We start from the raw sequence: 20,944 nt of genomic DNA, 5'->3' as shown, positions 1-20,944 counted from the left end.
TCTTGCATCGTGACAAATGATTCAAAGCGGTTTTGCCAGGATTAATTCTTCAATCGCTGACTCAATCTCTTTGTCAGAAGTGTCATAACTTCCATTTGACTTTGGTTTGTCATGACTGGAAGCTTGCTTAACTTCCTCTTTATTATGGCCTTTTTCAGTAAAGTTCATGCTAGGCATTTTAAATGCGCTCATATTCATATATTTTCCAAACTTACAGGCTTGAACAATAGGGCAGAAACGAACGATTCCCTCCGCAATTTTCATGGCACCAATCCATAGCAAAACTTTAGACCAAGTGCACCAAGGTTTACGTACGAGTTTAGCTGTACTACAACCGAAGAGGATAAGTCCGAGTGTAATTCGAATTAGAGCACTAATTGTGCCGATGTTTTGCTTCATTAGAAAAACACTCCTTTTTGATGAACTTCGAAATAGAAATACTATTTCATTTGTTAGTATTCCGTATAAGCTTTTTGATATGTAATCCAACATTTGACGTTGAAAAAGATGTTGGATTAGGCGTGTGTGTAGGTAGCTTTTTTTGTTATAATGAAAGAATGCGTAAAAGGAAGTTCAAAAAGCCCGGTAAAGATATAGCAAGGAATTTAAAAACTCCTGATAAAAATTAACTGTTATTTTGAACAGAAATATAGATATAACTAGAGAAAAGAAAGGGTGTTTTCATGTACGATATTTCCAAATGGAAACATGTATTTAAGCTTGATCCAAATAAGGAGTTAAGTGACGAACATTTAGAAATGATTTGTGAATCTGGAACGGATGCTGTTATTGTAGGCGGAAGTGATGGAGTTACAATTGATAACGTATTACACATGCTAGTTAGCATTCGTAGATATGCAGTTCCTTGTGTGTTAGAGGTTTCTGATTTGGAAGCAATTACACCGGGATTTGATTTTTATTACATCCCAAGTGTTTTAAATAGCCGAAAAGTAGAATGGGTAACAGGTGTTCATCATGAGGCATTGAAAGAATTTGGGGATATTATGGACTGGGACGAGATTTTCATGGAAGGGTATTGTGTTTTAAATCCAGAAGCGAAAGTAGCCCAGCTTACAGATGCAAAATGTGATTTAACAGAAGATGATGTTATTGCATATGCACGTTTAGCAGACAAGTTATTACATTTGCCTATATTCTATTTAGAATATAGCGGGACGTATGGAGATATTGAACTTGTTAAAAATGTAAAAGCAGAATTGAAGCAAGCTAAGCTATATTATGGCGGTGGTATTTCTAATGCAGAACAAGCGAAAGAAATGGCACAGTATGCTGATACAGTAGTTGTTGGAAATGTTATTTATGATGATATAAAAGCTGCATTAAAAACAGTTAAAGCAGTAAAAGGAGAGTAGGTGCAGGCGCATATGAGTACGACAGATAGGTTATTAAATGGTTTAAATCCGCAGCAACAAAAAGCAGTACAAACAACAAATGGAGCACTTCTATTAATGGCAGGCGCAGGTAGTGGGAAAACACGTGTGTTAACACACCGTATTGCGTATTTACTTGGTGAAAAAGGTGTGGCGCCATGGAATGTACTAGCAATTACCTTTACAAATAAAGCTGCTCGTGAAATGCGTGAGCGTATTGATAAACTTGTTGGACCAGAAGCAGAAGATATTTGGATTTCTACGTTCCACTCTATGTGTGTACGTATTTTACGACGTGATATTGACCGCATTGGGATTAATCGTAACTTTACGATTTTAGATGCAGGTGATCAGTTAACTGTAGTAAAGAAAATTATGAAGGAGCGCAATATTGACCCGAAGAAGTTTGAACCACGCTCTATTTTAGCGGGTATTAGTAATGCGAAAAATGAACTGTTATCTGCAGATAAATATGCAAAAAAAATTACAACCGCTGATCCATATGAAAAATTAACGAGCGATGTATATACAGAATATCAAAAACGCCTTCTAAAAAATAACTCATTAGACTTTGATGATTTAATTATGACGACGATTCAGCTATTTGAACGTGTTCCAGAAGTGCTAGAGTTCTATCAGCGTAAGTTCCAATATATTCACGTTGATGAGTATCAAGATACGAACAAAGCCCAGTACCTTCTTGTTAAACATTTGGCATCACGTTTTAAAAACCTTTGTGTTGTTGGTGATTCGGATCAGTCTATTTACCGCTGGCGCGGGGCTGACATTTCTAACATTTTGTCATTCGAAAAAGACTATGAGAATGCACAAGTTATTCTGTTAGAACAAAACTATCGTTCATCACAAAATATTTTAAATGCAGCTAATGCTGTAATTGAAAAAAATTCAAACCGTAAACCGAAGAAATTATGGACAGACAATCAAATTGGAAGCAAAATCTCGTATTATCGTGCTGCAACCGAAAAGGACGAAGCGTATTTTGTTGCGAAAAAAATTCGTGACGATATTCAAATGGGGAACCGAAAATATACTGATTTTGCAGTGTTATATCGTACAAATGCCCAGTCTCGTATGATTGAGGAGATTTTCCTAAAATCTAATATCCCTTACAAAATTGTCGGCGGTACTAAGTTCTATGATCGTAAAGAGATTAAAGACATTTTGGCGTACTTACGTTTAATTGGGAATCCAGATGATGAGATTAGTTTCGCGCGTATTATTAACATGCCAAAGCGCGGGATTGGTGCGACTTCTATCGATAAAATTATTAATTATGGTGTGCAAAACGGAATCTCATTAACTGCTGTATTTGATGAGATTGAGCATGTTGGTGTAAGTGCAAAAATAACAAAAGCAGTAAAAGAATTCGCAAGTTTATTACACAACTGGGTAAATATGCAAGAGTATTTATCTGTTACAGAATTAGTAGAAGAAGTTATTGAAAAGACAGGCTATCGCGATATGCTGAAAAATGAGCGTTCTTTAGAAGCAGAAGGTCGTTTAGAAAACTTAGACGAGTTTTTATCTGTTACACAAACATTTGAATCTCAAAGCGAAGATAAGAGCCTTGTTGCATTCTTAACAGACTTAGCTCTTGTTGCTGATATTGATCGTGTAGATGAAGATCCAACTGCTGGTGAAGAAGTTATTTTAATGACGATGCACTCAGCAAAAGGGTTAGAGTTCCCAGTTGTCTTTATTGTTGGCTTAGAGGAAGGGATATTCCCGCATACTCGTTCTCTTATGGAAGAGGATGAAATGCAAGAAGAGCGTCGTCTTGCCTATGTAGGTATTACTCGTGCAGAGGAAGAATTATATTTATCCAATGCGCAAATGCGTACTTTATTTGGTAGAACAAGTATGAATGCAGCATCCCGATTTATTACAGAAATCCCGGCAGAACTAGTAGAACCATTAAATGAAACAGCACCGAAGCGTGAAACTTCGTTTGGTGCAAAAGGAAGAACGACAAGCGCAACGACAACACGTTCTCGCTCAGCTTTCGTGCGTCCGGCTGTTAAGACGACAGGTGGCGAGCAAATTGGATGGGCAGTAGGCGATAAAGCCTCCCACCAAAAATGGGGAGTCGGTACAGTTGTAAGTGTAAAAGGTGAAGGTGATGCAAAGGAATTAGATATTGCGTTCCCAAGCCCAATTGGTGTTAAACGTTTATTAGCAAAATTTGCACCTGTGACGAAACAATAGGAAAGGACTGAGGATATGTCAAAAGAGATAACAAAAAAACGTATAGAAGAACTGCGTGATTTGTTAAATACATTTAACTATCAATATCACGTATTAGACAATCCTTCTGTTTCTGATGCGGAATATGACCGTGATATGCAGGAGCTTATGAAATTAGAAGCAGAGAACCCTGAATTTGTAACGGAAGACTCCCCCTCTATTCGAGTTGGGGGAGCTGTACTTGATATATTTGAAAAGGTAACGCATAAATCACCGATGTTAAGTTTAGGTAACGCATTTAATGAAGGAGATTTGCGTGATTTTGACCGAAGAGTACGTCAAGGAATTGATGATACGAATGTAAGATATATATGCGAATTAAAAATTGACGGACTTGCTGTTTCACTTCATTATGAAAAAGGACGCTTTATTCAAGGTGCAACACGTGGTGATGGTGTAACGGGTGAAGATATTACCCAGAACTTGAAAACGATTAAAGCAATTCCACTTCGATTAAATGAAGAAGTAACGTTAGAAGCGCGAGGCGAGGCTTATATGCCGAAGCGTTCATTCGTTAAATTAAATGAGGAAAAAGAGCAAAATGGTGAAGATGTATTTGCGAATCCACGTAATGCGGCAGCAGGATCGATACGCCAACTTGATCCGAAAATTGCAGCGAAGCGTAACTTATCTATGTTTGTGTATGGTCTTGCTAATGTAGAAGAAAAAACAATTCCATCCCACAGTGAATCACTGGATTTCTTAGGTGAGCTTGGATTTAAGACGAATCCAAATCGTCGTACATGTGAAACAATTGAAGACGTAATAGCCTATGTAGCAGAGTGGCAAGAAAAACGTCCGCATCTTGATTATGAGATTGACGGAATCGTTATAAAAGTAGATGATGTTGCTATTCAAGAAAGCTTAGGAACTACAGCAAAGAGTCCAAGATGGGCAATAGCTTATAAATTCCCAGCTGAAGAAGTTGTGACGAGATTAACAGGGATTGAATTAAGTGTCGGCCGCACAGGGGTTGTAACACCAACTGCGGAGCTCGAGCCAGTTAGAGTGGCTGGTACTATCGTTCGTCGTGCTTCTTTACATAACGAAGATTTAATTCGTGAAAAGGATATTCGAATTGGTGACTACGTTGTTGTGAAAAAGGCTGGAGATATCATTCCTGAAGTTGTGAACGTTATTTTTGATAAGCGTACTGGTGAGGAAGAAGAATATCATATGCCAACGCATTGTCCAGCATGTGAGAGTGAACTTGTTCGTTTAGAAGAAGAAGTAGCACTTCGATGTATAAATCCGACTTGTCCAGCTCAAATTCGTGAAGGATTAATCCATTTCGTTTCAAGAAATGCAATGAATATTGATGGACTTGGAGAACGTGTAATTACACAACTCTTTGATGCGGATTATATTCGTACGTTTGCTGATTTATATTCATTGACGAAAGAGCAATTATTACAACTAGAACGTTTCGGTGAAAAATCAGCGACAAATCTAGTACAAGCAATTGAGAATTCGAAGGAAAACTCATTAGAGCGATTATTATTCGGTCTTGGTATTCGCCACGTCGGTGCGAAAGCCGCACGTACATTTGCTGAGCATTTTGAAACGATGGATGAGCTTGTGAAAGCAACGGAAGAAGAACTAAAAACAATTAACGAGATTGGTGAAAAAATGGCTCAATCCGTTGTAACGTATTTCGATAATGAAGACGTATTAGAGCTATTACAACAATTTAAAGAGTATGGCGTGAACATGGCATACAAAGGTATAAAAGTTGCTGATCTACAAAATGTTGAATCGTACTTTGCAGGGAAAACTGTCGTCTTAACAGGGAAATTAGAAGTTATGGGACGCAGTGAAGCAAAGAAGAAGATTGAGGCATTAGGTGGAAAAGTAACAGGAAGTGTTAGTAAAAGTACGGATTTAGTTGTTGCTGGTGAAGCTGCTGGTTCGAAATTAGCGCAAGCAGAGAAGCACAATGTTGAAGTTTGGAATGAAGAGAGGTTCTTACAAGAGCTGAATAAGTAAGAGGTGCAAACTTACGATGAAAAAAATAGCGTTAGCGGTATTAAGTCTTAGCCTACTTGTAAGTGGGTGTAGTATGGGTTCCAATAAAGATGAAAAAGCAGTTGAGAAATCAGGGAAAGCGAAAGAACAAGCAGTTGTCCCGAAATACTCCATTTCGGATGAATATTATAAGACAACGGTTCCATTTGATCCAGGTAAGGCACGTGGTTTAGTTGTACAAGGTTTAAATAGTCGTCTAGATATAGATGAATTTGAAACAGGACTAATGCGCATTGCCAAAGAATCATTTAGTACGAAAGATTATTTCTTTAGAGGCGGAAAGGTTCTAGATGCTCAAAATATACAAATGCTTGTAAAAAGAAAGCGTACAGATGCTGAACAAAAAGAGCTAGAGGATAAGTTGAAAAAAGATGCAGTTAAATTTCCGAATATCGGACTGAATCCAGCCTTAAGTGAAGGTTCGGAGTCACTAGAAGTGAAAAATAAAAAAAATCCAATGTATATCTCAAATATTTTAGAGCATGATTACTACGTACAAAAAGGTGGGAACGATGTTGAACCTGATGGCATTGTAATTGGATTAGCGATGAATTCTATTCAATATTATGAGGAAGAGCATGGGTATCCACGTGAAGCTGCAATCCCAGATGAAAAAATGTTAGCTGAAGGGAAAAGAATGGCACAAGAAATCTTGAAAGTCATGCATCAAAAAGACGCTGCGACAAAAAATGTTCCGATAACATTTGCAATTTATCGTCAAGGTCCAAAGTCTTCACTTGTGCCAGGGAATTTTGTTTCTTATGCTAAGGTAGAAAAAGGTAGTGAAACGGTTGAGGATTGGAAACCAATCAATGAGAAATATTATTTGTTCCCGTCTGAACAAGCAAAAGCGGATAATAAACGTGAAGACCTTGCAAGGGTGTCAAACTTTAAAGCGAAGTTAAGTGAGTATTTCCAAGGTGATTATACAGCTGTTATCGGTACTGGAATGTATAGAGATGATGAATTAAAAGAAATGAAGCTCGATATTCCTGTCCAATTCAATGGAAAAGCTGAAGTAATTGGATTTACACAATATGTAGCTGGACTTGTTATGGAATACTTCCCGAATTATATGAAAGTACAAGTAACGATTAAATCTGTAGAGCGGCCAGAAGCTATTATTATACGTGAAGCGAAGCAAGATGAACCGTTTGTGAAAATTTTAGATTAAAAGATGAGAGCTGTTCCGTAAAGGAACAGCTTTTTTTCTTGAAAAATTTTGTTATAATTTTAAAGGTTACAAATAAAGGGGTAAGGGGCAAAGTCATGGAAGAACTAAGCTTTCAAGTCATTATTTTATTAATTGCATTCGGGTTTTTAGCTGCTTTTATTGATTCGGTTGTTGGAGGGGGAGGGTTAATTTCGCTTCCTGCACTTATGTTTGTTGGTTTATCACCAGCTTCGGCAATCGCAACGAATAAATTGGCAGCAACGATGGGGACGCTTACCAGTACAATTTATTTTATTCGATCAGGTAAGGTTGATTTTCGGATTGTAGGAAAGTTAATCCCATTAACTATTATTGGAGCGGTCGCAGGTGCTTTAGTAGTAAAGTTTATTCCGCCTGATATTTTGCGTCCACTAGTACTCGTAATGTTGGTTTTTATTGCTATTTTTATTATTGCAAAAAAAGATTGGGGAAGTGCATCTACCTATAAAAAGATGACAAAAGGAAAAACATTAATATTTTTCTTAGTTATTTTAATGATAGGGTTTTATGATGGTTTTTTTGGACCGGGGACAGGATCCTTTTTAATTTTTGCATTTTTATTAATTGGTTTGGATTTTATTCAAGCGGCAGCATCTGGAAAACTTTTGAACTTCGTTAGTAATATCGTATCTTTAATTACTTTTTTATTTTTAGATGTGATTCATTTTGAATACGGTATTATTATGGGGTTATCAATGATTTTAGGTGCTTATTTTGGATCGAAGTTTGCGGTTCAAAAAGGTGTTGGATATGTAAGGACTTTATTTTTATTAGTTACTATTTTATTAATCGGGAAAAATGTTTTGGAATATACTCATATTTTGTAGATTCATACGTATGTATGAATCTCTTTTTTTTTATTATATTTTAAAAATTTATTAATTTTTAAAATATAAGTCTAGGAATATTTGAATAAATCTAAATTATCGTGTAGAATAATGTTGTAAAATGTAAACGTTTTTCTAAGGGGAGGCTAAAAAGATGGTAGTAGCATACAAACATGAGCCATTTACAGATTTTTCAGTAGAGGCTAACAAATTAGCGTTTGAAGAGGGTTTAAAGAAAGTAGAATCTTATCTTGGACAAGACTATCCATTAATTATCGGGGGAGAAAAAATCACTACAGAAGACAAAATTGTTTCTGTAAACCCTGCAAATAAAGAGGAACTTGTTGGTCGCGTTTCAAAAGCAAGCCGTGAATTAGCTGAAAAAGCAATGCAAGTAGCGGATGCAACATTCCAAACTTGGAGAAAGTCAAAACCAGAAATGCGTGCAGACATTTTATTCCGTGCTGCAGCAATCGTTCGTCGTAGAAAACATGAGTTCTCTGCTATTCTTGTAAAAGAAGCAGGTAAACCATGGAATGAGGCAGATGCTGATACAGCAGAAGCAATCGACTTTATGGAATATTATGCTCGTCAAATGTTGAAATTAAAAGACGGTATGCCAGTAGAAAGCCGTCCAATTGAATATAATCGTTTCTCTTACATTCCATTAGGAGTAGGTGTTATCATTTCTCCTTGGAACTTCCCATTCGCAATTATGGCAGGTATGACAACAGCTGCTTTAGTTTCTGGTAACACAGTATTACTAAAACCAGCTAGTACAACTCCTGTAGTAGCAGCGAAATTTATGGAAGTATTAGAAGAAGCTGGTTTACCAGCTGGCGTAGTAAACTTCGTTCCAGGTAATGGTTCTGAAGTTGGTGACTACTTAGTAGATCACCCTCGTACACGTTTCGTTAGCTTCACTGGATCTCGCGATGTAGGTATTCGTATTTACGAACGTGCAGCAAAAGTAAATCCAGGACAAATTTGGTTAAAACGTGTTATCGCTGAAATGGGCGGTAAAGATACAATCGTTGTTGATAAAGAGGCAGATCTTGAATTAGCAGCTAAATCTATCGTTGCATCAGCATTCGGATTCTCAGGACAAAAATGTTCTGCATGTTCTCGTGCAGTAATCCATGAAGATGTATACGATCATGTATTAAATCGTGCTGTTGAATTAACAAAAGAATTAACAGTAGGTAACCCAGATGCAAAAGATATCAACATGGGACCTGTTAATGACCAAGCTGCATTCGATAAAGTAATGAGCTATGTTGCAATTGGTAAAGAAGAAGGTAAAATCGTATCAGGTGGCGAAGGAGACGATTCTAAAGGCTGGTTCATCCAACCAACAATCGTTGCTGACGTTGCAGAAGATGCTCGTTTAATGAAAGAAGAAATCTTCGGACCAGTAGTAGCATTCTGTAAAGCAAAAGACTTTGATCATGCACTTGCAATTGCAAACAATACAGAATACGGTTTAACAGGAGCAGTTGTTACTAACAACCGTGACCATATTGAAAAAGCACGCGAAGACTTCCACGTTGGTAACTTATACTTCAACCGTGGATGTACTGGTGCAATCGTAGGTTACCAACCATTCGGTGGCTTTAACATGTCTGGTACAGACTCTAAAGCTGGTGGCCCTGACTACTTAGCACTTCACATGCAAGCAAAAACTACTTCTGAAACTTTATAAGAAATAGTAGAAGAGATCTTCACATACTGTGAAGATCTCTTCTTTTTGAGAAAATATTTATAATAGAAGCTAGTTAATTTGAATCGAGAAATAATTACTAAATATTACTATTTATTCTTTGGAACTAGCTAAACCCTATTAATATCGGGATAAACATGAAAATAGAAACAAAACAACGAGAAAAATTGATTTATTAGTCATATTTTTTAGTATTCATTTTGAGGATTTCCTGTATAATACAATTTGAAAGAAAATCTATGGTTTGACAAGAGAACACTCCTTTCGGTTTTGCTCACTGAAAGGAGTGTTTTTTTTTTAGGTCGCTAAAAACTCTTCTGTACTTATTATATTAGCGTATACTCCATTTAAACTCGCCAAAATTGTATTATGAATATAAACAGCTGGTATAGTAGCATTCTTAAATGAAAGATCTTTTGTAGCACAAGCATCGTGTATTACGGTACAGTGAAGGCCAAAATCAAAAGCAGCCCTTACCGTAGCATCAATACACATATGGGTCATCATCCCGCAGATTACGACGTGCTCAATTCCTGAACGTTGTAATCGTTCTAGAAGATCAGTTTCTCGGAAGCTATTTGGATAATGTTTAAGGATAACGGATTCCTCTCTAAGTGGACGGACATTTTCGTGAATATGGACACCTTCTGTATTGGGTAGGAAAAAAGTAGCGCTATCTTTTATAGCTACATGTTGGATATGAAAAATAGGTTCGTTGCTAATTCTAAAATGTTGTAGTAGCTGATCAGCATATTCACTTGCTTCTACTGGATTACGTAATTCCATCTTGCCATTTGGAAAATAATCATTTTGAATATCGACGAGCAAAAGAGCTGTTTTCATATATTTATCTTCCTCCGAATTCATATTGAAATACTGTTATTCAATTAGTAGAGAAGATTCTCCTCTTTAAAAGTATGAGTGAGGAGGATTTTACATAACTATAAAAATTACTATTGTATTGTGATTTTTTATTTGAAAATTTTAATAGAGGAATAATTAATTTTTTTCTGAAAAATGTATTGACTCTTATTATTCTGAGTTCTATAATGAGAATTAATTAAATGACAATTAAATCGATACACTCTTATCCAGAGAGGTGGAGGGACTGGCCCTACGATACCTCAGCAACGGGTTTTTTAATACCGTGCTAATTCCAGCAAGCTTAAAGTAGGCTTGGAAGATGAGAAGATGTGAACGAGTACATAAAAGTGCTCTCCTTCTTATCTTTTACAAGTGATAAGAAGGAGAGCACTTTTTATTTTACCTCGAAAGCTCTACTTCAAGTTTTACAGCATATAGGAGGGAAGAAAATGATTTCTTTTAATAATGTAAGTAAAGTATATGAATCAGGTGGACAATCTGTTCATGCGGTTGAGGATGTAACGCTGTCAGTTGAAAAGGGCGAAATTTTTGGCATTATCGGATTTAGTGGTGCTGGAAAGAGTACGTTATTACGCTTAGTAAATATGTTAGAAAGACCAACTGCAGGAACAATTTCAATAGATGATAAAGAAATTACATCATTATCGGCGAAAGAGTTACGGAAACTAAGACAAAGAATTGGGATGATTTTTCAAAGCTTTAATCTATTTAATTCAAGAACAGTGTTTGGGAACATTGCTTATCCATTAAGGTTAGCGAAATTGCCGAAGAATGAGATAAAAGAAAGAGTGAATGAACTACTAAAGTTTGTTGGTTTAGAAGATAAAGCGAACTATTATCCAGAACAGTTATCAGGTGGACAAAAGCAGCGCGTTGGGATTGCAAGAGCACTTGCGACATCACCGGATATTCTCATATGTGATGAGGCAACATCAGCTTTAGATCCGGAAACAACAACAGAAATTTTAAATTTATTAAAGAAAGTAAATAGAGAGTACAATTTAACGATTCTACTTATTACACATGAAATGCACGTTGTGAAAGAAATTTGTCACCGTGTAGCTGTTATGGAAAAAGGAAAAGTAATTGAAGAAGGAAAACTGTTTGACGTTTTCACACAACCAAAAACAAAGACAACTCAAAATTTTGTACGCTCTGTTATTAATGATCACTTACCAGAAAGTGTTCTAGCGAAAATTCAAAACGGAGGTCAGATTTATCGCCTGACTTTTACTGGGGAAGAGACAGGGCAGCCTGTACTATCATATATTGCGAAAAACTATAACGTCGATGTAAATGTTCTTTACGGAAATATTATTGAACTCCAAAATGTGCTATTTGGAAATCTTCTTGTAGAGCTACAAGGTGAACAGAAGGAAATTCAAAAAGCATTACAACATCTAAGACTGCAAGTGCAGCTGAAGGAGGTAGGAGCTCATGCGAGTTGATTGGAGTATATTTTGGCCTCGCATATTAGATGCGACAGGGGATACCCTCTTAATGGTAATTGTAACCCTTATATTCGCTACAATTCTCGGTATACCTCTAGGTTTACTTTTATACGTAACGAGGAAAGGAAACTTTTTAGAAAATAAATGGGTCTTTTCTATTCTTAATATCGTAATTAATACAATTCGTCCGGTTCCATTCATTATCTTTTTAGTAGCTCTAAGTCCGATAACAAGAAGTGTTATCGGAACGACGATTGGAACGGCAGCAGCAATCTTCCCAATGACGTTAGTTGCATCAATTGGTATTGCTAGAATGGTTGAAACAAATCTTGTTTCTGTTCCGAAAGGGGTAATTGAAGCAGCACAAGCAATGGGCGCTTCACCATTTAGAATTGTTTTTGAAATCCTAGTGCCAGAAGCTTTAGCACCATTAATCTTAGGTGTCACGTTTATGACAGTTGGTTTAATTGAATTTTCTGCAGTTGCTGGGCTTGTCGGTGGTGGCGGTCTTGGTGACTTAGCAATGACATATGGTTATCAACGCTTTGATACGTCAGTTATGTTCGTAACGGTCGTTTTACTTATTATTCTTGTACAGGTAGCTCAAAATTTAGGAAACTACTTTGCGAAAGTCTTTTTACGCAGATCATAAAAAGGAAGAGGGGAAAAGAAAATGAAGAAAATTTTAGCATTTGCATTATCAGCGATTGTAGGAATTACAGCCTTAAGCGGCTGCTCAGGTGGAGACACAGGTGCAGGAGCGAAAGAGAAAGTAGTTCGCGTAGGTGTAACTGGAACAGATGGAGACGCTTGGGAAATCTTAAAGAAAAAAGCTGAAAAAGAAGGGATCAAAATTAAACTGGTTGAGTTCTCTGATTACACAACGCCCAACAAAGCGTTAGCTGATGGAGATATTGAACTAAACTCATTCCAGCACATTGCTTTCTTAGAGCAATTTAAAAAGGAGCATAAGTTAGATATTACAGCTGTTGGTACAACGCAAATTGCACCGATGGGCTTATACTCTGAAAAATATAAGAAAGCAAATGAAATCCCAGATGGTTCAGAAATTGCTATTCCAAATGATCCAACGAACCAAGCGCGTGCATTAAAACTTCTTGATGCAGCTGGAGTATTAAAGCTTAAGAAAGATTTCGGTCTATTTGGAGATCCAAGCGGCATTGCTGAAAATCCGAAGAAGCTAAAGATTACACCGGTTATCGCACAGCAAACACCTCGTGTGTTAAAAGATGTAGCGGCTTCAGTTATTAATAACGGTGTTGCTGGTCAAGCTGGATTAGATCCAGCAAAGGATCCAATTTTCTTAGAAGATCCAAAGAATGAAAATGCAAAGGCCTATATTAATATTTTCGCAGCTCGTACGAAGGACAAAGATGATCCAACACTGAAAAAAGTAATTGAATTATACCATTCAAAAGAAGTAACAGATGCAGTTAAGAAAGAAACAAATGGTGGTTCCATTTCAGTAGATCTTTCACTTGATGAGCTTGAAAAAATCGTAAAATAATTATTGGGTTTAATGACTAACAGTAGGAACCCCTCCGCTGTTAGCTCGTTCAACATATAATCTACTTAACAAACAAAACCCTAATTCTGTACCTTCCAATTTTGTATAACATAGAATCCAATGTTTGTTAAGTAGAGTGATGGACCAGGAGTTTTCCTGGTCTTTTTTTATGATTATTCAATCATGATACTTTTTAAATTATCTTCGTGATGCTCTTGTTCTTTCGGATAAGCAGCTAGCTCCTCTTGTAAAATATTTAGTGCTTGCTTAGCTGATTGCTGAATCGGATTCGGTAACTCTTCTAATATAAGCATACCGAATTTTATTTTTGTACGAATTACCTTTCTTAGTAGTTCATCATGCATGTACTACACCTCCAAACCGAATGTTTAGTACATCATCTTCAAACTTAGCTCCTTGAATAGAAAGGTGCGTTAATGTTTTTGGCAATGTGATATTTCGCTTCGCAGAACCAGCTCGAATAATAAGCTCATCACCTTTTTGATTTAATGAAAGTTCATTTTTGTTTGAGAAGGGAATGGAGAGAACGAAAATATACTCATCGCCATCTTTTTTTACATATTGTGTGCGACCGTTAAATTTCACTTCCGTAGGAGAAGAGTCAGATTTAAATAAAGCGTCTCCTACACGTTCTAACATAGACAAACCAACAACTTCTTGTTCAAACATCGGAGCTTCGTAAATAGGAAGTGGCTGAAAACTATCTTGAATTAATGTTTTATATTTCTTTTGTGTATCTTTCCATGCCTGAAAATAAGGATCGGTGACAGTGTTAGGGATGATGCGGTTAATCATAATGGCATCAACGTTATAATCGTATAAGTTTAAATACGTAAAGCTGCGCTGAGCTTCTTTAATAACCATTTTTTCAGGATTTACAACAACGCGAATGCTGGTTACCTCTCGGTTTGATAAAATATCTCTCATTTCTCCAAGCTGTTCAAGTGTATTTGTTAATTCGTCCATAATATCATCGGTTGGAAGGGGGACACCAAGGAGTGGTTGAGCTACAGGACGAACGACTTTTAAAATTTTTCTTTTAATAGGAAAGAGTTTTTCCATCCACCAGCCGAGCATGTCTGGAAAGCTGAGCATTGCTAAAGTTTCTCCAGTCGGTGCGCAATCAATAATGATGACGTCGTAAGTGTTGTGTTTATAGTAATCGAGTACTCGAAGTAAGCTAATTAAATCTTCCATACCAGGGAACATCGTTAATTCTTCTGTTGTAATATCATCGGCTGCTTTGGAAGTGAAGAGTAGTGTAATATATTTCTGCAATTTCCCCCAGCCTTTTTCCATTTCATAAATCGTATTAATCTCTTGTGCCCATAAGTTTTCGCGAATTTCTAATGGTTCAGAAGATAGCTTTATACCAAATGAATCTCCTAAACTATGAGCAGGATCTGTGCTCATTACTAGTGTTTTTAATCCTTGTTTTGCACTTTGAAGTGCTGTTGCTGCTGAAATGCTAGTTTTTCCTACGCCGCCTTTACCTGTATACAAAATAATTCTCATCATTTTATCCCCTTTGTTTCGAATGTCGAATATTACGAGTATCGAAGTAAATGGTTGAATAAAAACCCAGTTAGGGCTTTATTCAATCGGAATGTTTTTCATTTTAGGTGTAGAAACCTTTTCTTCTGTTTTTTGCTGTGACGTAGCAATGTGATTCATGATCTTTTGGAAGATTTGTAGTAAGAATGCTTTTTCTTCTTCTGACAATGCTTCCGTCACTAGGCTAAAGTAATGGGCCGCATTTTGTTTTACTTCTTGAACGAGCATTACGCCGTTTTCTGTTAAACGAATTAATACAATACGTCGATCGCTTTCATCACGGTAGCGTTCAATATAGCCCTTTTTTACAAGGCGATTTACAACGCCTGTCGTTGTACTCATCGGTATATCAAGAAGATCAGCGATTTTTGTCATTGTAATATCTGTATTTCGCTCCATCCAAAGTAAACAAAATACTTCTGTCTTGGAAAGTGTTAAATCAAGGCTTACCCATTCTTCAGGATAGAAAAGTTTCTTGGCGTTATCTAGCAGTAAGTCTAAAAAATGTTCATATTGCAACAATTATTTCCACTCCCGTATATTTCGAGATTCGTAATATTTGTTTTTATTTTATGTGGAATTGAAATAAATGTCAATGTTTTTGATTGTTTTTTCAGATTAGAAAGAAAATTACCTTCAAAATAGCAATTTTTTGTGATAGATTAATAAATAGAAAAAAGAAAATTTACATAAAAATCCATTGTGATAAATATATTTATCTATAATGGGTGTACAGCTAACGAGGGGGAGAACGATGAGAAGACGAAATACGCAAGCGTTCACGTTTTTAGCATGGACTTCATTTGTTTGTGCGCTGTCAGGAATGCTAATTGGGATTTACACGTTAGATGAAACGCTTAGTGTAAAAGGGTACTATTTAATAGGAACATTATTTTTAACGATGTCTTGTTTTGTATTACAAAAAACAATTCGTGATAATGAGGAAGATAATGAAAGATTTCCGGAAAATAAATCGTTAGATAAAGAGTAAATTGTAAAGAAAGGCACTTGCCTTTCTTTTTTTATGTAAAAATGCCGTAAGTGCCGTGTGTTGACTTGCTTGAAGTACTGGAAATTTGGTATCATCAATAGTATTGTAGATTGAACGATATATTATGGAGGTGGCCTAGCCGTGTCAAGAATTTCCGTTGAGAATGTAAAGCACGTAGCACATTTAGCACGTCTTGCAATTACTGATCAAGAAGCAGAAAAATTTCAAAAACAACTAGATGCAATTGTTACATTTGCAGAACAGTTAAATGAATTAGATACAACTGATGTAAAACCAACAACTCATGTATTAACTATGAAAAATGTTATGCGTGAAGATGTGCCAGAAAAAGGTTTACCAGTAGAAGAAGTATTAAAAAATGCACCGGATCACAAAGATAATCAAATCCGTGTTCCAGCAGTATTAGAATAGAGGAGGGAATTTCGATGTCATTATTTGATCATTCTGTATCAGAGTTACATAAGAAGTTAAACAACAAAGAAATTTCCGTTACGGATTTAGTAGAAGAATCTTACAAACGTATTTCGGATGTTGAAGATAACGTAAAAGCTTTTCTTACATTAGATGAAGAAAATGCACGCGCGAAAGCGAAAGAATTAGATGCAAAGATTGGTGCTGAGGATAATGGTTTATTATTCGGTATGCCAATCGGTGTAAAAGATAACATTGTAACTAACGGTCTTCGTACAACTTGTGCGAGCAAAATGTTAGCAAACTTCGATCCAATTTACGATGCGACAGTTGTACAAAAGCTAAAAGCTGCTGAAACAGTTACAATCGGTAAATTAAATATGGACGAGTTCGCAATGGGTTCTTCAAATGAAAATTCAGGCTTCTACGCTACAAAAAATCCATGGAACTTAGATTACGTTCCAGGTGGATCTAGTGGTGGTTCTGCAGCGGCAGTAGCAGCAGGAGAAGTATTATTCTCTCTAGGTTCTGATACGGGTGGTTCTATCCGTCAGCCAGCTGCATATTGCGGCGTTGTAGGTTTAAAACCAACTTACGGACGCGTATCTCGTTACGGATTAGTAGCATTCGCATCTTCACTTGACCAAATCGGACCGATTACACGTACAGTAGAAGACAATGCATACTTATTACAAGCTATTTCAGGTATTGACCGTATGGATGCAACTTCTGCAAACGTTGAAGTAGGAAACTACTTAGCTGGTTTAACAGGCGATGTTAAAGGTTTACGTATTGCTGTACCGAAAGAATACTTAGGCGAAGGTGTTGGCGAAGAAGCTCGTGAGTCAGTACTAGCTGCTTTAAAAGTGTTAGAAGGTATGGGCGCAACTTGGGAGGAAGTATCTCTTCCGCACTCTAAATACGCTCTAGCAACGTATTACTTATTATCTTCTTCTGAAGCATCTGCTAACCTTTCACGCTTTGATGGCGTACGTTACGGTGTTCGTTCTGATAATGTAAATAATTTATTAGATCTTTACAAAAACACACGTAGCGAAGGTTTCGGTGATGAAGTAAAACGTCGTATTATGCTTGGTACATTTGCTCTTAGCTCTGGTTACTATGATGCATATTACAAAAAAGCACAACAAGTACGTACATTAATTAAAAATGACTTTGAAAATGTATTTGCTAACTACGATGTTATTATTGGACCAACAACGCCAACTCCAGCATTTAAAGTGGGTGAAAAAGTGGACGATCCAATGACAATGTATGCAAATGACATTTTAACAATTCCAGTAAACTTAGCGGGTGTTCCAGCGATTTCTGTTCCATGTGGATTCGGTGCTAACAACATGCCACTTGGTTTACAAATCATTGGTAAACACTTCGATGAAACGACAATTTACCGCGTTGCACATGCGTTTGAGCAAGCAACAGACTATCATACAAAAAAAGCAAGTCTGTAAGGAGGCGAGCATAGATGAATTTAGAAACAATTATTGGTTTAGAGGTTCACGTTGAGTTAAAAACAAATTCGAAAATTTTCTCTGCGAGTCCAACAGAATTCGGAGCGGAGCCAAATACACAAACAAGTGTAATTGACTTAGGATACCCAGGGGTACTTCCTACTTTAAATAAGGAAGCAGTTAACTTTGCAATGAAAGCTGCAATGGCATTAAACTGTGAAATCGCAACGGAAACGAAGTTCGACCGTAAAAACTATTTCTATCCAGATAATCCGAAAGCTTACCAAATCTCTCAATTTGATAAGCCAATTGGTGAAAATGGTTGGATTGAAATCGAAGTAGACGGCAAAAAGAAACGTATCGGTATTACACGTCTTCATTTAGAAGAAGATGCTGGTAAATCAACGCATACAGCTGAAGGTTCATTAGTAGACTACAACCGTCAAGGTATGCCTTTAATCGAGATCGTATCTGAGCCAGATATGCGTACTCCAGAAGAAGCATATGCCTACTTAGAGAAGTTAAAATCAATCATTCAATATACAGGTGTATCTGATTGTAAGATGGAAGAAGGTTCTCTTCGTTGTGATGCGAATATTTCCCTTCGTCCAGTTGGACAAGAGAAGTTCGGTACAAAAGCAGAACTGAAAAACTTAAACTCTTTCAATTACGTGCAAAAAGGTCTTGAGCATGAGCAAGTGCGCCAAGAAAAAGAATTATTATCTGGCGGTATCATCCAACAAGAAACACGTCGTTATGATGAAGCAACGAAGAAAACAATCTTAATGCGTATAAAAGAAGGATCTGACGATTACCGTTACTTCCCAGAGCCAGACTTAGTTGAACTTTACATCGACGATGAGTGGAAAGAAGAAATTCGTGCTTCTATTCCAGAACTTCCAGATGCACGTAAAGCTCGCTATGTTGAAGAAGTTGGTTTACCAGCTTATGATGCACACGTATTAACATTAACGAAAGAGATGTCTGACTTCTTTGAAGCAACAGTTGCAGAAGGTGCTGATGCGAAATTAACATCAAACTGGTTAATGGGTGAAGTACTTGCATACTTAAACAAACAACAAAAAGAATTAAAAGACGTTGCGTTAACGCCTGCTGGTTTATCTAAAATGGTTCAATTAATTGAAAAAGGTACAATTTCTTCTAAAATCGCGAAGAAAGTATTTAACGAATTAATTGAAAAAGGTGGAGACCCAGAAGAAATCGTTAAAGCGAAAGGGCTTGTTCAAATTTCTGACGAAGGAACACTTCGTAAGGTTGTAACAGAAATTCTTGATAATAATGAGCAATCTATTGAAGACTTTAAAAACGGTAAAGACCGTGCAATTGGCTTCTTAGTTGGTCAAATTATGAAAGCTACAAAAGGACAAGCAAATCCACCGCTTGTTAACAAAATCTTACTTGAAGAGATTAATAAGCGCTAAAATAGTATAGATTCTTAAAGATTAAACAGAAAAAACACCCGTATTTGGGTGTTTTTTCTGAGTTAATCAAACGTTTGTTTAAATGGTGAAAAATAATTTAAACAAACGTTTGATTAACTGTCAAAAGTGAAAAAATGTTTCTATAGCAACTATGGTATGATAGTTGCAAAAAGGTGGGAATAATGATAAATCTAGACATAGAGGTTTTTTTTCATCTCATGAAATAATAGATAATTATTATTCATTATATGTAAATTGATGTGAGAGAATGGATAGACATAAAGTGAAACTTTAATCAGTGGGGGGGTTGTTCATCCCCCACTGATTATTAGCCTTCACCAATCGGGCATTTACGGGCAGCCCGACTCCCACCTAACTTCTTTGCCCCAGCCGAATTTTGAGGTGGGAGTTTTACTGCCCGCAAATAGCGGGATAAATTTCTTGGTTAAATAAAACAAAACTATCAGGAGTGAACAGTTACTTTTGATGGGCTACACGAATCGGGTTCTTACTGCCTGTTTGAGCGGGATTAAAGAAGGATAGGAAGATGAGAGGAGGTAGGCATAGGGATACTGAATAAGGGTTCGGTGTATTCGTTTTTCAATGAATAAGGAATTTCCTGTGCTAATAAATATGAAGCGAGCAAGAATTATTTATAATCCTACTTCTGGGCGCGAGCTATTTAAGAAGAGCTTACCAGAAGTATTACAAAAATTAGAACAAGCTGGATATGAAGCGTCTTGTCATGCGACAACTGGTCCTGGAGATGCGACTGTGGCAGCGAGGCAAGCTGCTGATCGTAAGTTTGATGTTGTTATCGCAGCTGGTGGTGATGGTACATTAAATGAAGTAGTGAACGGTTTAGTAGGACATGAGCATCGTCCAAAGTTTGGTATTATTCCAGTTGGAACGACAAATGATTTTGCGCGTGCGATTGGTGTACCTCGTGTTATTGAAGAGGCTGCGGATATTATTTGTGAAGGAACAACGGTACCGTTAGATCTTGGTAGAGCGAATGATACATATTTCATTAATATCGCTGGTGGCGGCCGTATTACAGAATTAACATATGAAGTACCAAGCAAGCTAAAAACGGTATTAGGCCAACTTGCTTACTATTTAAAAGGAATCGAAATGTTACCATCATTACATCCAACATATGTTGAAATTGAGTATGATGGGAAACTGCTACAAGAAGAAATTACGATGTTTTTAATTACGAATACTCGTTCAGTTGGTGGATTCGAAAAAGTAGCACCATATGCATCTATTAACGATGGATTATTTGATTTATTAGTACTGAAAAAAGGTTCTATCGCTGATTTAATTAAAGCGGCAACACAAGCGCAGCGTGGGGAACATATTAACAATCCGAAAGTACTATATACACAAGCGAATCGTATTAAAGTTCATTCCCCTGATAAATTAATGATCAACTTAGATGGTGAATATGGCGGAGACGCACCAATGGAATTCGAAAATATATATCATTGTCTGGAACTATTTGTTCCTGAACATCAAGAGGATGCCCTGTAAAGGCATCCTTTTTGTTTTTATATAGGAATTGTAAATTGGAAGTTAGTTTGATTTTTATGGTATTTTTACAATTCGTTTATTTTATATACATATTTTATTGGTACACTGGAGGAGATAAGAAACGAGAGGTAGGGTAATTAACTGTTACGATTTATTTAACCGATTATAACTAAAGTTAATTAAATATATCG

Annotated in this window: 19 protein-coding genes and 1 riboswitch; of the genes, 14 read left to right on the top strand and 5 right to left on the bottom strand. The window is 36.6% G+C overall.

Translation table 11 applies throughout. The features are described from left to right. Positions 1-21: 21 nt before the first annotated feature. On the bottom strand, positions 22-399 hold the full coding sequence (locus JTF23_RS25435; RefSeq protein ID WP_002201967.1) for a YgaP family membrane protein: 378 nt from the start codon (positions 397-399) through the stop codon (positions 22-24). A 284-nt stretch (positions 400-683) separates the two neighbouring features. On the opposite strand from JTF23_RS25435, the gene pcrB reads away from it, so the two are divergent. From pcrB to pruA, 6 genes are all read left to right on the top strand, one after another. Beyond that, positions 684-1,373, top strand: a complete 690-nt coding sequence (pcrB, locus tag JTF23_RS25430; protein WP_002113485.1) for a heptaprenylglyceryl phosphate synthase — start codon at positions 684-686, stop codon at positions 1,371-1,373. 12 nt (positions 1,374-1,385) lie between these two features. Next, entirely contained in the window at positions 1,386-3,617 is a 2,232-nt protein-coding gene (gene pcrA, locus JTF23_RS25425) for a DNA helicase PcrA (RefSeq protein WP_016103386.1), read from the top strand. Positions 3,618-3,632: 15 nt separating this feature from the next. Continuing rightward, positions 3,633-5,642, top strand: a complete 2,010-nt coding sequence (gene ligA, locus JTF23_RS25420) for an NAD-dependent DNA ligase LigA (protein WP_016103387.1) — start codon at positions 3,633-3,635, stop codon at positions 5,640-5,642. Positions 5,643-5,658: 16 nt separating this feature from the next. Then, positions 5,659-6,855, top strand: a complete 1,197-nt coding sequence (locus JTF23_RS25415) for a CamS family sex pheromone protein (protein WP_016103388.1) — start codon at positions 5,659-5,661, stop codon at positions 6,853-6,855. Between the two features lie 95 nt (positions 6,856-6,950). Next, a complete protein-coding gene (locus JTF23_RS25410; RefSeq protein WP_002159490.1) occupies positions 6,951-7,721 on the top strand; it encodes a TSUP family transporter in 771 nt (256 codons plus the stop codon). Between the two features lie 154 nt (positions 7,722-7,875). Continuing rightward, positions 7,876-9,423, top strand: a complete 1,548-nt coding sequence (gene pruA / locus JTF23_RS25405) for an L-glutamate gamma-semialdehyde dehydrogenase (RefSeq protein WP_002159489.1) — start codon at positions 7,876-7,878, stop codon at positions 9,421-9,423. Positions 9,424-9,738: 315 nt separating this feature from the next. Here pruA and JTF23_RS25400 read toward each other — a convergent pair whose 3' ends face one another. After that, a complete protein-coding gene (locus tag JTF23_RS25400; protein ID WP_204210065.1) occupies positions 9,739-10,284 on the bottom strand; it encodes a cysteine hydrolase family protein in 546 nt (181 codons plus the stop codon). 241 nt (positions 10,285-10,525) lie between these two features. Continuing rightward, positions 10,526-10,631, top strand: a riboswitch (SAM riboswitch). Positions 10,632-10,754: 123 nt separating this feature from the next. Between JTF23_RS25400 and JTF23_RS25395 the strand changes: the two genes are divergently transcribed. From JTF23_RS25395 to JTF23_RS25385, 3 genes are read left to right on the top strand one after another with little or no spacing between them, the layout of a single operon-like run. Beyond that, a complete protein-coding gene (locus JTF23_RS25395) occupies positions 10,755-11,774 on the top strand; it encodes a methionine ABC transporter ATP-binding protein (protein ID WP_016103391.1) in 1,020 nt (339 codons plus the stop codon). Beyond that, positions 11,764-12,429, top strand: coding sequence for a methionine ABC transporter permease (locus JTF23_RS25390; protein ID WP_204210064.1), 666 nt, complete (start codon positions 11,764-11,766; stop codon positions 12,427-12,429). The genes JTF23_RS25395 and JTF23_RS25390 overlap by 11 nt, the downstream gene beginning before the upstream one ends. Positions 12,430-12,450: 21 nt before the next feature. Then, positions 12,451-13,305, top strand: a complete 855-nt coding sequence (locus tag JTF23_RS25385; RefSeq protein ID WP_204210063.1) for a MetQ/NlpA family ABC transporter substrate-binding protein — start codon at positions 12,451-12,453, stop codon at positions 13,303-13,305. A gap of 173 nt (positions 13,306-13,478) precedes the next feature. Here JTF23_RS25385 and JTF23_RS25380 read toward each other — a convergent pair whose 3' ends face one another. From JTF23_RS25380 to JTF23_RS25370, 3 genes are all read right to left on the bottom strand, one after another. Then, positions 13,479-13,670, bottom strand: a complete 192-nt coding sequence (locus tag JTF23_RS25380) for a DUF3926 domain-containing protein (protein WP_078179980.1) — start codon at positions 13,668-13,670, stop codon at positions 13,479-13,481. Beyond that, positions 13,663-14,844: an ArsA family ATPase gene (locus tag JTF23_RS25375; protein WP_002159484.1), complete on the bottom strand. Its 1,182-nt coding sequence runs from the start codon at positions 14,842-14,844 to the stop codon at positions 13,663-13,665. Before JTF23_RS25375 ends, JTF23_RS25380 begins: the two co-directional genes overlap by 8 nt. Before the next feature lie 75 nt (positions 14,845-14,919). Next, positions 14,920-15,402, bottom strand: a complete 483-nt coding sequence (locus JTF23_RS25370) for a MarR family winged helix-turn-helix transcriptional regulator (protein ID WP_002113502.1) — start codon at positions 15,400-15,402, stop codon at positions 14,920-14,922. A gap of 232 nt (positions 15,403-15,634) precedes the next feature. On the opposite strand from JTF23_RS25370, the gene JTF23_RS25365 reads away from it, so the two are divergent. From JTF23_RS25365 to JTF23_RS25345, 5 genes are all read left to right on the top strand, one after another. Continuing rightward, the gene (locus tag JTF23_RS25365; protein ID WP_002201958.1) at positions 15,635-15,871 is read left to right on the top strand and encodes a YiaA/YiaB family inner membrane protein; all 237 of its coding nucleotides are present in this window, start codon (positions 15,635-15,637) and stop codon (positions 15,869-15,871) included. A gap of 141 nt (positions 15,872-16,012) precedes the next feature. After that, the gene (gene gatC / locus JTF23_RS25360; protein WP_000086999.1) at positions 16,013-16,303 is read left to right on the top strand and encodes an Asp-tRNA(Asn)/Glu-tRNA(Gln) amidotransferase subunit GatC; all 291 of its coding nucleotides are present in this window, start codon (positions 16,013-16,015) and stop codon (positions 16,301-16,303) included. A gap of 14 nt (positions 16,304-16,317) precedes the next feature. Next, the gene (gatA, locus tag JTF23_RS25355; RefSeq protein WP_002201957.1) at positions 16,318-17,775 is read left to right on the top strand and encodes an Asp-tRNA(Asn)/Glu-tRNA(Gln) amidotransferase subunit GatA; all 1,458 of its coding nucleotides are present in this window, start codon (positions 16,318-16,320) and stop codon (positions 17,773-17,775) included. Positions 17,776-17,789: 14 nt separating this feature from the next. Then, positions 17,790-19,217 carry an Asp-tRNA(Asn)/Glu-tRNA(Gln) amidotransferase subunit GatB gene (gene gatB, locus JTF23_RS25350; protein WP_002201956.1) on the top strand — a complete coding sequence of 476 codons (1,428 nt, stop codon included), beginning with the start codon at positions 17,790-17,792 and terminating at the stop codon, positions 19,215-19,217. A 633-nt stretch (positions 19,218-19,850) separates the two neighbouring features. After that, a complete protein-coding gene (locus tag JTF23_RS25345) occupies positions 19,851-20,753 on the top strand; it encodes a diacylglycerol kinase (RefSeq protein WP_033714579.1) in 903 nt (300 codons plus the stop codon). Positions 20,754-20,944: the final 191 nt, after the last annotated feature.

This window comes from Bacillus sp. RIT 809 (assembly GCF_016892495.1).
GTDB lineage: Bacteria > Bacillota > Bacilli > Bacillales > Bacillaceae_G > Bacillus_A > Bacillus_A cereus_U.
The sequence above is the reverse complement of the archived record's forward strand: the minus strand, read 5'-3'. Positions and strand labels throughout refer to the sequence as shown.